The 13361-nt window shown below is 57.5% G+C and carries 12 protein-coding genes; 2 read left to right on the forward strand and 10 right to left on the reverse strand.

The annotated features are described in order from the left end of the window. Nucleotides 1–50 precede the first annotated feature (50 nt). The 3 genes from PUV54_RS05920 to PUV54_RS05930 all read right to left on the reverse strand — a co-directional run bounded on the left by PUV54_RS05920 (nt 51) and on the right by PUV54_RS05930 (nt 1844). Complete coding sequence (locus PUV54_RS05920; RefSeq protein ID WP_274494673.1) at nt 51–581, reverse strand: TIGR02281 family clan AA aspartic protease; 531 nt, start codon at nt 579–581, stop codon at nt 51–53. Nucleotides 582–668: 87 nt separating this feature from the next. Further along, nucleotides 669–1472: a 4-hydroxy-tetrahydrodipicolinate reductase gene (gene dapB / locus PUV54_RS05925; RefSeq protein ID WP_274494674.1), complete on the reverse strand. Its 804-nt coding sequence runs from the start codon at nt 1470–1472 to the stop codon at nt 669–671. 24 nt (nt 1473–1496) lie between these two features. Beyond that, nucleotides 1497–1844, reverse strand: coding sequence for a DUF3088 family protein (locus tag PUV54_RS05930; protein WP_274494675.1), 348 nt, complete (start codon nt 1842–1844; stop codon nt 1497–1499). Nucleotides 1845–1924: 80 nt separating this feature from the next. Here PUV54_RS05930 and PUV54_RS05935 point away from each other — a divergent pair, with 80 nt between their 5' ends. Together PUV54_RS05935 and PUV54_RS05940 are read left to right on the forward strand one after the other, a co-directional pair. Continuing rightward, nucleotides 1925–3208 (forward strand): MFS transporter, encoded by a 1284-nt coding sequence (locus PUV54_RS05935; RefSeq protein ID WP_274494676.1) that lies wholly within the window; start codon nt 1925–1927, stop codon nt 3206–3208. 150 nt (nt 3209–3358) lie between these two features. After that, entirely contained in the window at nt 3359–3817 is a 459-nt protein-coding gene (locus PUV54_RS05940) for a hypothetical protein (RefSeq protein WP_274494677.1), read from the forward strand. Nucleotides 3818–3889: 72 nt separating this feature from the next. On the opposite strand, the gene dnaJ is transcribed toward PUV54_RS05940, so the two are convergent. The 7 genes from dnaJ to PUV54_RS05975 all read right to left on the reverse strand — a co-directional run bounded on the left by dnaJ (nt 3890) and on the right by PUV54_RS05975 (nt 13164). Next, the gene (dnaJ, locus tag PUV54_RS05945; RefSeq protein WP_274494678.1) at nt 3890–5080 is read right to left on the reverse strand and encodes a molecular chaperone DnaJ; all 1191 of its coding nucleotides are present in this window, start codon (nt 5078–5080) and stop codon (nt 3890–3892) included. Between the two features lie 120 nt (nt 5081–5200). Next, on the reverse strand, nt 5201–7132 hold the full coding sequence (dnaK, locus tag PUV54_RS05950) for a molecular chaperone DnaK (protein WP_274494679.1): 1932 nt from the start codon (nt 7130–7132) through the stop codon (nt 5201–5203). Between the two features lie 282 nt (nt 7133–7414). Then, on the reverse strand, nt 7415–9250 hold the full coding sequence (locus PUV54_RS05955) for a gluzincin family metallopeptidase (RefSeq protein ID WP_274494680.1): 1836 nt from the start codon (nt 9248–9250) through the stop codon (nt 7415–7417). 244 nt (nt 9251–9494) lie between these two features. Further along, on the reverse strand, nt 9495–10628 hold the full coding sequence (locus PUV54_RS05960; RefSeq protein WP_274494681.1) for an ABC transporter permease: 1134 nt from the start codon (nt 10626–10628) through the stop codon (nt 9495–9497). Between the two features lie 10 nt (nt 10629–10638). Then, the gene (locus tag PUV54_RS05965) at nt 10639–11586 is read right to left on the reverse strand and encodes an ABC transporter ATP-binding protein (RefSeq protein ID WP_274494682.1); all 948 of its coding nucleotides are present in this window, start codon (nt 11584–11586) and stop codon (nt 10639–10641) included. Further along, nucleotides 11583–12542, reverse strand: a complete 960-nt coding sequence (locus PUV54_RS05970) for an HlyD family secretion protein (RefSeq protein ID WP_274494683.1) — start codon at nt 12540–12542, stop codon at nt 11583–11585. Before PUV54_RS05970 ends, PUV54_RS05965 begins: the two co-directional genes overlap by 4 nt. Then, a complete protein-coding gene (locus PUV54_RS05975; RefSeq protein ID WP_274494684.1) occupies nt 12535–13164 on the reverse strand; it encodes a TetR/AcrR family transcriptional regulator in 630 nt (209 codons plus the stop codon). Before PUV54_RS05975 ends, PUV54_RS05970 begins: the two co-directional genes overlap by 8 nt. Between the last annotated feature and the right edge of the window lie 197 nt (nt 13165–13361).

Below are 13361 nucleotides of genomic sequence, written 5' to 3' on the forward strand. Positions count from 1 at the left end.
ACGCAAGCCTGCCCTCAAAATACAATAGTCATTCTTTTGTACGGAGCCGATCAGCCTCTTATCAGAAGCTCTCCTTTACGCGCCTCAACGCTTTCGAGGCGTGAGAGAAAACTCATCCCCAGCAAATTTATTTTGAGTTGGTCGTCCTGAAGGATAAAGGCCTTGACGCCCTCAATACGAATACCCTCGATCTCCATCTCATCAATGGTGACGAACGCTGCCTTCGTTTCGCCGTTCGCCGTATAAACAGGATAAGTATAGTCCGTCCACGATGTATATATGCCCGCCTCGCGCGCATCAGAGTCACGCAATGCAACATAGGCGGCGCCGGTATCCACAAGGAATCTCGCCGGACTGCGATTAACATCGGCCTTGACATAAAACTGATGATCGGGGGCGGCAGTAATGCGGATGACGTCGTCCCAACCTGGCGCCAGGGAAGCGAGCTGGGCTTCCGGCTGCGTCGCGGCTACCGGTTCCGCTTTTGCTTCCATCACTGGCGCAGAGCGCGCATCAAACAAACGCACGCCCACGACAGACGCGGCGACAATGCCCGCAGCAGCGATAATCTCCGTACGCATGACGGCCCCTTGAACTTCAAGGCCATACTTTGTCAGAACCCGGTTTCAGGAACCTCTGCCAAGTCGTTCGAATTTTTCACTTTTCGATTAACCAAGACCAAGTACGTCGCGCATGGAATAAAGCCCCGGCGGCTTGCCGACCGCCCAGCGCGCCGCCGCGACGGCGCCCTTGGCGAAGAGGCCGCGATCAATCGCCGAATGGGAAAGGGTGATAACCTCCTGCATCCCGGCGAAGGAGACTTCATGCACGCCGACGATGCCGCCTCCTCGGGAAACTGAAAAGCCGATATCTCCGGTTTTGCGGGCCCCGGAACGGTCGACAGGTGCCTGGCGATCCGCAAGTTCGACGCCGCGCCCCCGCGCCGCCGCGTGGCCTAACATCTGCGCCGTTCCTGAGGGTGCATCGACCTTTGCCCTATGGTGGGCCTCGAAAATTTCGATATCGAAACTTTCATCCAGCGCCTTCGCCGCCTGTTCAACAAGCGCCGTCAGGACGTTAACCCCGACGCTCATATTGCCGGATTTGACGATGGGAACGGATTTCGCCGCCTCGGCAATCGTCGCCTCGTCATCGCTCGCAAGCCCGGTCGTGCCAATCACATGAGCGACGCCTTTCGCCGCCGCCGCTTTTGCATTCTCGGCAGAGACTTTCGGCGTGGTAAAATCAATCAGCACGCCAGCACGGGAAAGCCCGTTGTCGGCGGCGTCTTCAACTGCAAGACCGATAGCGTCGAGGCCGGCGAGAACGCCGATATCCTTGCCGATATCCGGCCCGCCCGGGCGCTCAAACCCGCCGGCAAGACTGGCGCCCGGCGTTCTTAAAATCTCGGCGACGATCGCCTTGCCCATGCGCCCGCCGGCGCCGGCCACAAGAATGGATGAATTAGGCATGGCGATGCTCCTTTACGCAGCCGATTATGACCCGCGCGGGAAAGGCGTTCCATATCGATGCGCAAAGTATTTCGCAATGTCGCGGGCGTTATCAAGAAAGCGGTAGCCGTTTACTTCACCGATCATCGCGTGCGGCCCGGCGTCAACGCCTTTTGCGAGAACCAGCGTCGGGCAATTCTGGTTTTCGTCGCCGAGCATGGCGACAATATCGCCGCGCGGTTTTTCAATCGGCTGGTAGCGAATGTCGAGCGCTTCTTTAATTGCCGGGAAATAACTCAGTACACCCCATATTTCCGCACATTCGGGACAAAACTCGCGCCGCTTGTTATCTTCGAACCCCGGCGGCAGCAAAAAGAGAATATCGCGTTCCATGCCGCCTCATAGCATCAGTGAGGACGCGCCCAAAACCTTTTTGTTGCGCATGATCGAAAGCCGCCTATGGTCCGCGCCTTATGGCGCGGGTTCCTTCTTTAAAAATTTTTCGTCATCAGGCGTATCGGTATTACTGGATCGCGCGGCAGCTCATCTCCGCCGGGCGGCAGATGGTGGCTGTCGCCATCGGCTGGCAGATTTACGATCTCGCGCGCGAAACTCGCAGCGTTGAAGAGTCGGCTTTCCTGTTGGGTCTCGTGGGTCTGACGCAATTCCTGCCGGTGCTGATGCTTTCCCTGGTCGCAGGCCAGGCGGCGGACCGCATCGACCGCAAACTCATTCTGGTGGCGAGCAATATTGTGCGCATCGCCGTCATCGGCGGGCTCTTCGCTGCGAGTTACCTGCCAGCATCGCTGGCGATCCCCGCCATTTTCGTTGCAGCGGCGATCATGGGCGGGGTCAACGCCTTCACCCCGCCGGCGTCGACCGCGCTTTATCCGCAACTGGTGCCGCGAGATGAATTGCCCCTCGCCATCGCCTGGAACTCCCTCGGGTTTCAGGGCGCGGCGATATTGGGTCCGGCCATTGGCGGTTTTCTTTATATCGGCGGGCCGCAACTGGTTTACGCCGTTGCGGGCGCTATCGTTGTTGTCGCGGTGCTGTCATTTCTTGCCGCGAAAACCCCGGCGCATGAGCCGGTGAAAAACGCGCGCGGCCTGAAGATGATTTTCGAAGGGCTGCGATATGTGCGCGATAACAAGATTGTTCTTGGCGCGATTTCACTCGATCTTGTTGTCGTTTTCTTCGGCGGCGTCACCGCGCTGTTGCCCGTCTTTGCGCGGGACGTGTTGCATGTGGGCGCCGAAGGGCTGGGACTGTTGCGCGCGGCGCCGGCGTTTGGCGCAGGGATTGTGGCCGCGTGGATGGCGGTGAACCCGCTGTCGCACAGGGTCGGATTATGGATGCTTGCCGCCATAGCCGTTTATGGCGCCGCGATGTTGGGCTTTGCGGTCTCTACCTTGTTCTGGCTTTCCATGGCGATGCTGGCGCTGACCGGTGCGGCGGATATGATTTCCATGTATATCCGTATGTCGCTGATACAGCTTGCGACGCCCGACGGCATGCGCGGACGGGTATCGTCCGTATCCTATATATTCATTTCCGCCTCGAACGAGCTTGGCGAATTTGAAAGCGGCGTCGCCGCGAGGTTTTTGGGGCCTGTAGGCGCTGTATTGCTGGGCGGCGCGGTCGCCATCGCCTCAGCCCTCGCATGGGTCAAGCTGTTTCCGTCACTGGCGACGGCGGACAAGTTTGAGGATGAGGCGGCAGTAGAGAAGGCGCAGGCGCCAAAGTATTTGGAATAGTCAAAATACTCAGAAAAATTACTGCGCCCATAAGAGCAAGAGACATTGAAGCCGAAAGGAGATCGCTGATTGATGTTGCGCCATTCACAATCGTAGAAGTAATCTTCGAATGCCTACTCACTTCTGGCCTCACATATAAGATTTATGTTAATGAGTGGTGGGGGTTTTATAGAAATGCCGAAACGACAAACCCGGATAAGTACCCTCCTTGTGGTGGCCACCGCTCTCCCCATACTGGTGTCCATGCTCTTCTGTGAGAAAATGGCGAGTTATGCGTCAACAATTAATGTTGAGAAAGACGAGCGCTGTAAGATTCTTGCTTCCATAGATTCCTTCAATGACCGTCCATTCCAACATGTAAGCGGTGACGGAACTGATTGGGCCTTAGTATATATGGCAATGAATGATCGAGTAGGTCGCGGAGGATTTGAAATCCATAATATTGGATCGTCTAGTATTTATGTCAAAGTCACTGATCGCGATGACTCCGACGAAGAAATAGCAATTTCTCCGGATATAGGCCGTTTTTTCTTGGCCAAGGTAGTACATGTTCGCGCTTTAGCAGATGGCGACGCTTGGGAGATCTGCGCGCGGATACACAGCCTTTAAAACCGTCAACTTAACTTATAAGTTTTAGAAATCATAGATTTCAACTAGCGCCGCCTTTCGACATAGTTGTACTCACCGTCCCTCGGTCACATTCTCCCAGAACGCTTTGGCCTTGTCGAAGAAGCCGCGCGAATTGGGGCAGGCGGCTTCGCCCCCACCGGCCTCACAGAACTGTTTCAGCAAGTCTTTTTGCTCGGCGTTAAGGCCTGTGGGCGTTTCGACCTGCACTTCGACATACATGTCGCCGCGGCGGCGGATATTGCCGCGTCCTGACTGGTCGAGCTGGGTCATGCCGCGCCCGCGAACGCGGAAACGTTTTCCGGTCTGCGACCCTTCGGGTACGGAGATTTTGACGCGGCCGCCGTCAATGGTCGGCGTTTCGAAATCCCCGCCAAGCGCCGCCGTGGTCATGGGGATCGGCATCATGCAGTAAAGATCGGCGCCGTCGCGTTCAAACAGATTGTGCTCGTCCACATGGACGAAAATATATAGATCGCCCTCGGGCCCGCCACGCGGCCCCGCCTCGCCCTCGCCCGACAGCCTGATGCGCGTGCCGTTTTCAATACCGGCGGGGACATCGACTGACAGCGTGCGTTCGCGCCGGACGCGGCCCTGACCGCCGCAGTCCGTACACGGATCGGAAATCATCGTGCCCTGCCCGTTACAATGGGGGCATGTGCGCTCGATGGTGAAAAACCCCTGCTGCACGCGAACGCGCCCGACGCCCTTACAGGTGCCGCATTCGGTCGGGCCAGAACCGGGCTTCGCGCCGGAACCCTCGCACGTATCGCACGCGACGGAACCCGGCACATTGATCTCAACCTTTTTGCCGTGAAAGGCGTCCTCAAGATCAATCTTGAGGTTATATTTTAGGTCCGCGCCGCGACCCGGCCCGGCGCGCCTGCGCCCGCCCTGGCCGCCCATGAACTCGCCGAAGATCTCATCGAAAATATCCGAAAAAGCGCCTGCGCCGCCGCCCATCCCGGCGCCAAACCCGCGCGCGCCGCCAAAGCCGTTGGCGCCGCCCATTCCGCCATTTTGAAACGCCGCATGGCCGAAGCGGTCATAGGCGGCGCGTTTTTGATCGTCGGAAAGAATTTCGTAGGCTTCGCCCAGTTCCTTGAACTTTTTTTCCGCCTCCGGATCATCATGATTGCGGTCCGGATGATACTGCATCGCGCGCTTGCGGAAAGCGGACTTGATCGCCGACGCATCCGCGCCGCGTTCAATGCCTAAAACTTCATAATAACATGCTTGCGCCATGTAACTCGCGCCCTGCCCTCTATCGGGGTTCTATTGCCTTGCCCCTTTGCCGGCCTTTCCCGCCAAGGCCGGTTTGAAAAGCGCCGCGCATAAAAAAATCAGCGCGGCGCTTGTCTCAGCTTAGTCTTTTTTATCGCCGTCGACTTCTTCGAAGTCTGCATCGACGACGTCATCGTCGCCTTCGGCGTCATTCGCAGCGTCCGCTGCGGCGGCAGCCTCGCCGTCGTCAGCCGCATCGCCTGCGCCAGCCTTGTACATGGCCTCGCCCAGCTTCATGGTCGCCTGCGCAAGCGTACCGGCCGCTGCGTCAATATCCTCAACGCTGGCGTCTTCTTTCTCGAGAACTTCTTTCATGCCGGCGAGCGCCGCATCAATGGCGTTGCGGTCAGCGTCTTCGAGCTTGTCGCCATATTCCTCAAGGTTCTTTTCGGTCGAATGGACCAGCGCTTCGGCGCGGTTTTTCGACTCAACGCCTTCGCGGCGTTTCTTGTCAGCTTCGGCGTTCGCTTCCGCGTCCTTGACCATCTGTTCGATGTCGTTGTCGGAAAGACCGCCCGACGCCTGAATGCGGATCGACTGTTCTTTATTGGTCGCTTTGTCTTTCGCGTTCACATGAACGATGCCATTGGCGTCAATATCGAACGTGACTTCAATTTGCGGAACGCCGCGCGGCGCCGGCGGGATGCCCACAAGATCGAACTGGCCGAGCATCTTGTTATCAGCCGCCATTTCACGCTCACCCTGGAAGACGCGGATCGTCACCGCTGACTGATTGTCTTCAGCGGTGGAGAATGTCTGCGACTTCTTGGTCGGGATCGTCGTGTTGCGGTCGATAAGACGCGTGAAAACGCCGCCCAGCGTTTCGATGCCGAGCGAAAGCGGCGTCACATCGAGGAGAAGAACGTCTTTGACGTCCCCTTGCAGAACGCCCGCCTGGATAGCCGCGCCAAGCGCGACGACTTCATCCGGGTTGACGCCCTTGTGCGGCTCTTTGCCGAAGAACTGCTTCACCGTCTCCTGGACTTTCGGCATGCGGGTCATGCCGCCCACCAGAATAACGTCGTCAATGTCGCCCGGCGACATGCCGGCGTCTTTCAGTGCCGATTTACATGGGTCGACCGTGCGTTTGACGAGATCTTCGACAAGGCTTTCAAATTTTGCGCGCGACAGTTTCATAGTCAGGTGTTTCGGACCCGACGCGTCGGCGGTAATGAACGGCAGGTTCACTTCGTATTGCGAGGTCGAGGAAAGCTCTTTCTTGGCTTTTTCGGCTTCTTCCTTCAGGCGCTGCAGCGCGAGTTTGTCTTTGCGCAGATCAATGCCCTGATCTTTTTTGAACTCATCGGCGAGATAGTCGACAACACGAAGGTCGAAGTCCTCACCACCGAGAAAGGTGTCGCCGTTGGTCGAGAGCACTTCGAAAACGCCGTCGCCGATTTCGAGGATCGAGATATCAAACGTACCGCCGCCAAGGTCGTAAACAGCGATCTTCTTGCCTTCTTTTTTGTCGAGGCCGTAAGCCAGCGCCGCCGCCGTCGGCTCGTTGATGATGCGCAGGACTTCGAGACCAGCAATCTTGCCGGCGTCTTTGGTCGCCTGACGCTGGGCGTCGTTGAAATAAGCGGGAACCGTAATGACGGCTTGCGTCACGTCCTGACCGAGATGGGCTTCCGCCGTCTCTTTCATTTTCTGTAGGATGAACGCGGAAATCTGGGATGGCGCGTACTTTTCGCCGCGGCTCTCGACCCAGGCATCGCCATTGTCGCCCTTGACGATGGCGTAAGGCACCATGTCCTTGTCTTTTTGTGCAGTCGGATCGTCATAAGGACGCCCGATCAGGCGCTTGATGGCGAAAAACGTATTTTCCGGGTTGGTCACGGCCTGGCGGCGCGCAGGCTGGCCAATCAGGCGTTCTTTATCTTCAGTGAACGCGACAATCGATGGGGTCGTGCGCGCGCCCTCTGCGTTTTCGATAACCTTCGGTTCCTTGCCTTCCATGACGGCGACGCATGAGTTCGTCGTACCGAGGTCAATCCCTATTACTTTGCCCATGTCTTCATCTTCTCCATATAAGCGAGCCGCCCGTTTGGGTCCGGCCTAGCAAGCCAGCGCCGGATATGGACGCGCCCCTTTTTCACTCCAGATGGCCGACTTTCGGGCGGATCATGACGTATCCGCCGGAAGCGGCGTTCGGGCGGGATATAAGGAGAGGTTCTGGGCCTCGCAACCCATGGGGGAGCCGGGCGCGGCAAAAAATCCGGGCGTTAAAAATACGGTAACAATTCGCCGCGAAAAGCCCGCGCCCGGTACAAGCCAGCGCGGGCTTTTCAGCGTTTATCGAGCCTCGATAGCCGCTTCCAACTGATCGAGAAGATTTCGCATATAGGCTCCGGCCATCTGATAAGGCTCAGGCGATGACAGATCCAAGCCAGACTCCCGCAACACGTGAAAAATACGGTCGCTGTCCCGTGCGTCTGTCACCTCCTTGAAAAAAGCATCCGCGGCGCTCTCATCTCCGTTCCGGTTTTTCTGAATAACGGACGTCGCCGCGACAACGGAGAGCGGCCAGTTGTGATGCGCATAATTCAGGAACGGCACGAATTGGGTCATCCATTCATGGGCATGCACGGGATCAATCGGCAGATCGCCATAATAGTCCTTGAGGATCGATAAATAGATCTCCGAGATTTCAGCGCCTGTTGGCGGTTTCCCGGCGGCGATGCGGCTCTCAACTTCACGATCCAGCGTGTTGAACAGAATGTTTCTGAATAGAGAGTAATAAACCTGATCGGCGGCAGAAAGGAGAAACGCAATTCTTTGTTGTTGGGTTTCTGCTTGCTTTGCTCCGTACTCGTCATATAGCAAATACGTTCCGTATAGCCCAGGTGAAATCGCCGAGTCCTGTCCGGAAAGGCTGATATCGTCGAGACGCTCATAAAAAGTGAGCAAGGTAGTCAGCCCGGCCGCCAACCGGCGGGAGTCCAGATACTCGCCTTGATAATTCATGCGCAAATAAGGTTCCGACCCGCCGACGCCGGGCACGATCCCCCATTCCGCGCTTTTCACATCAGACGGCGCCAGATGAAGCAAAGGCTGCTGCACGACCTCGCGAAGCGCGGCCTGCCGCTCCGGTCCAAACTCAGCATAGACGTTGATCAGGCGGTCAATCGTCTCGCCAACGGAATATTCGCCTTCAATGCCCGGCGGTCGCGCCAGCAAATCCGCATATTCGAAGTCATCAATATCCAGAGCGCGCGCCCTTAGCTGAACATACCGGCGCACCAGCGGCGCCATTTTCAGCATTTCTTCAACCAGCAACTCGGAAACGCCCGGCGGAATCTCTTCCCTCATTGCCCAAAAAGCGTGCGGACCTGTTTCGAAGCCGCGATAATCGGCAACCCGCCAGTCACCCTCAACTCTGCGCGTGTAAAGCAGGCCGAACGGCTCTGCGAGATCGCCAAGATGGCTAAGATGCGCTTTTACAACAGAGCGTCTTTCCGCAGTTGAGGGCGATCGCCGATAGCGCCGATAGGCGCCGGAGTCAGCCACCTCAGAACCCTCCGAGAGGGCAAGCTCAGGCCAGCCAATGGGCGCTTCCATCAAGGCGGTCCATTCGTCTGCTGAGAGCTGAATACTTCTTTCCAGGTCCGCTACAAGCAGTTCTTGCTCCGCCGGCAGCCGGTGATCGGCAAGTGCAATGACGGACCGAAGCCGCACGCGATAGGGTTGAAGACGGGGCTCAGATTCCATCCATCTTTGGAGCGTGCTGGCGGGTATCGCCGTAACGTCATCGCTCAAAAAACCAACCGCTGCATCGGCGCGAGAGCTGAGCGCCGTTGCAATGTCATAGCCGCTCTGGGCCTGATCGGAAGTTGTATCGACATTACGCGTCAAAATTCCATAAAGCAGTAGTTTTTCAGCGCGGTCAGTCAGGTCCGCTGTTTGCTCGAACACATACGCCATGTCCCGTGCGCTCTTTTTGGCGCGCCCCTCCAGCTCGCCAATCGTCTCTAGCCGCTGCGTTACAAACCCAACATCGTCATGGAACGCGCCCCAGTCATCATACAAAGTAGAAAAATCAGTTACGTATTGTTCGGCGTCGTTGGCGCTCCCACGAACTGGGCTCAAAATCAAAGCGATAGAGGTTAGCGCGCAAGCTACACGGCTCATAGATTACTCCTATTCGTACTACTTTAGCCATAACCAGCTCATCCTTGGAAAGTAAACTTAAATGAATGAGTGTTAGCGCTGGGCGGAATTTGAGCTTAGATTGCTCGTCTCCGGCGTCTCTTGAATAAATTTGACCTTCTAAAACCTGCGCGCCGTTTATGAACATATTACGCTTAGAAATAGCGTATTTTCAGCAAAGCATGAGAATATCACATTCGCGTCAGCGCAACATCTCGCCTGGCGCCTAGTCAAGCGTGCGCCGGTAACGCGTCATGGCGAGAATGACAGCAAAAACGGTGAAGGCCAGGAGCGCCAGGAATTCCATGTCGAGATCGGAAAACCCGGCGCCTTTCAGCATCACGCCGCGCACGATCCTGAGAAAATGGGTGAGCGGCAGCGCCTCGCCGATGCCTTGGGCCCACCCCGGCATGCCCCTGAACGGAAACATAAAGCCAGACAGCAATATTGATGGAAGGAAGAAGAAAAACGTGAGTTGCATTGCCTGCATTTGCGACCGTGCAATCGTTGAGAACGTAAAACCGATGGCGAGATTGGCGACGACAAAAACCGTAACCCCAAGCATCAATATCCATAAGGCTCCTGCGAAGGGCGTTTTGAAAATAAAGTGCGCAGCCAAAAGAATGACGACCGTTTGCCCGGCGCCGATCATAACGTAAGGTCCAATCTTGCCGATCATCACCTCAATCGGTCGCGCCGGCATTGCGAGAAGGTTTTCCAACGTGCCGCGCTCAGCCTCGCGCGTCATGGCCATCGCCGTGATCATGACAAGAGTCATGGTCAAGATGACGCCTAATAGTCCGGGTACGATGTTATATTGCGTTATGGCCTCGGGATTGTAGCGCGAATGGACTACCAGCTCGAACGGAGCGGGGCCCTGCGCGAGGGCGGCGAGCGGTCCTTTCAGTTCATGCCGCAGCGCGCTGTTGAATATCGCTTCAGCGCTGGCGATGGCGTTGGACGCAGCGGCCGGGTCCGACGCATCCGCCTCGATCAACAATTGCGGGCGGTCGCCGCGCACGAGCCGCTCCGTAAAACCTGACGGGATAATGACGACGAAGGTCACTTCGCCGCTCGCCAACAACGCCGCCGTCTCACGCGGGTCATCGATCTCGCGGACGATTTCGTAATAACCCGACGTTTCCAACGCCTGAACCAATGCACGCGTGATTGGCGTTTGTTCTTCCATCAGAGCTGCCGTCGGCAGATTTTTCGGGTCCATGTTGATGGCGAAGCCGAAAAGAATAAGCTGGATGATCGGCAGGCCGAACATCATGCCGAAAGTCAGCCGGTCGCGGCGCATCTGCACCGTTTCCTTGACGAAAATCGCCGTGATCCGGTCAAGGACGCCTCTATTCACGCCGGCCTCCCTATGCATGGATCCTGGCGTCCTCGCCCGCCCGCGCCATCAGCGCGATGAAGGCGTCTTCAAGGCTTACGCGGACTTCCTTCCATTCCACATCACCGCCCGATGTTTCGTTTACAGACTTTTCAAGGGCGTCGCGGTCCGTGCCGCTTACATGCAGCGCAGCGCCGAAATAGGCGACATGCTCGACGCCGGGTCTGCCTCTAAGCGCTCTGGCAAGCTGGCGCACGCCGTCGCCCTCGGCCCGGAAAGTGACAAGACCTGACTCTTCAAGCACGCGGGCGACGCTGCCGCGCACGATCACTCTGCCATTGGCGAGATAAACGATGCGGTCGCAGCGTTCGGCCTCGTCCATGTAATGGGTTGAAACCAGCACCGTCATGCCGTCAGACGTGAGGCGGTGGATCTCATCCCAGAAGTCGCGGCGCGCCTGCGGATCAACGCCTGCCGTCGGCTCGTCCAGCAGCAACAGACGTGGCTGATGCATGGTGACGGCGGCGAGCGCCAGGCGCTGTTTCCAGCCGCCTGAAAGCGCGCCCGCAAGCTGGTGCTGGCGTTTCGTTAGGCCCAGCGTTTCAAGGGTTTCGTCGACCCGCGCGCGCTTGTTCCGCATGCGGTATAGGCGGGCCACAAACTCAAGATTTTCGCGGATGGTCAGATCGCTCCAGAAGGAAAACTTCTGGGTCATGTATCCGGTCGCCAGCTTGATCCTCGCGGCGTCTTCCGCGATGTCATAGCCGAGGCAGCGGCCCTCCCCCTCGCTGGGCTGCAAAAGCCCGCAGATCATGCGGATCGTTGTCGTCTTGCCGGAGCCGTTAGGTCCCAGAAAACCCCAGACCTCTCCCTCAGGCATCTGGATATCAATGCCATCCACCGCCGTTTTGTCGCCGAAGCGCTTGACGAGGCCGCGCACATCAATGGCGAGATCGCCTGTGACGCTCGCCGTCGTCATAGCGGCGCCACATCAACGGGCAAGCCGGGTCGGAGATTGGACGCATCAACCGGCTTGGCTTCGATCAAAAAGACCAGCTTGTCGCGCGCATTAGCGCTATAGATCACCGGCGGTGTGAACTCTGCTTCCGTTGCGATATAGGTGACGCGTGCTTCGATCGGATCGCCAACGCTGTCGGCGGTAATCAATACGCTCGCTCCTACTCTAAAGTTTGAAACCTCCGCTTGCGGAACAAAAAACCGGACCTTGATTCCATTGTCCGGCAGGATCGCCAACACTGGCGCGCCTGCGTTCACGAACTCGCCTTCGCGGTGAAAAATCTCCTCGACGGAGCCGGATGCTTTGGCTTTGACCTTGCGTTCGGTCAGTCGCCATTCCGCTTCGGCGCGCGCAGCCACGGCTGCAAGCGTCGCCGCGCTGGCCGCCTGGCGTTCCGCATCGCGTCCGCCCAATTCCGCGACAGCGATGGCGTCCTTTGCCGCCTCAACACGCGCAACCGCCGCTTGATAATCGGCTGTCACCTGATCGCCGCGCGCCTTAGAAGCATTGCCTTCCGCCACCAGCGGCAGCCATCGATCGCGTTCTGCGCGCGCCAATCGAAGAGCCGCCTCAGCTTCAGCGAGTTGCGCCTTAAACCTTTGTATTTCCTCAGGTCTTGCCCCCGTCTCGATATTTGCAGCCATCGCCCCAGCTTCAGCGGCGCGGGCGTCGGCAGCAGCGAAAGCGGCTTTCTGACGATCCTTGTCGAGTTCAAACAGGGGGGCGCCGAGAGAAACGACATCGCCTTCGCGAACGTGCAGCGCCATCAACCAGCCGGCTTCCGGTGGCGCGACGTAAACATATTCGGCTTCCACATAGCCGACATATCCGCTGCTTTTCTCGCTCGTGCATGAGACCAGCAGGACGGCGGCGCCAGCGAAAACCAGGTAATTCAGTGTACGGCTGATGTTAAGCATGCGCCGCCTCGCTTACGCCAAGAGCCCGCATCAACATTTTTTCGTGGATCGAAAACAAGGCTTCCAGATCGATGCGCGCTTTGGCGTCATGTTCGAAAACCACGCGCCAGACGGCTGAAAGGATTATCGGCGCCACAACAATCCGCGCCGTCAGCGCCGGGTCATCAATGTCAATTTCTCCCGCCGCTTTCGCCTGCCCCAAGGACGCCGCGACCATGCCGATTACCCGGTCGACAATCTTTTCACGATAGGCTGTCGCCATTTCCGGAAACGCCGGCGCATCGCCGATCAGCACCTTTGCCAGTTTTGGCACAGGCGTGTCGCGAATAATGACCGGCGCGAATTTCAACAATGCACGGATCGCGGAAAGACCGCCGCCGCCTTTTGCCGCCGCCTCCATCATTTCGATATTCGGAAGCGCGAAGGTTTCCACAAGCCCTGTGAACAACGCCTCTTTCGAGTCGAAATAGAGGTAGATCGTTCCCTTGGAAAATCCGGCGCGGGCGGCGATGTCATCCATCCGCGCAGCGGCGAAACCGCGTTCGAAAAACTCGTCGAGGGCCGCAGTTAAAATCGCAAGCCTTCGCGCCTCTTTCGCCTCATCTGTCCGGGCTCGTTGCATGCCGCTCCTGTAACTAACTGACCAGATAGTCAGTTATTTAAGCGTCAAAGTCAAGACCTGTTGCCTCACACACGGGTTTAGACGGGGCTTCTCCCCCATCCGAAAGAGGTCGTTTTGAGTTCGATATGGTCGCAAACGGAAGAAAATATCGCTGCAAAAGCAAGCGTTCACCGCCTCGTCAGACGCATTTCACACAA

This window comes from Hyphococcus flavus (assembly GCF_028748065.1).
In the GTDB taxonomy this organism is placed as follows: Bacteria; Pseudomonadota; Alphaproteobacteria; order Caulobacterales; family Parvularculaceae; genus Hyphococcus; species Hyphococcus flavus.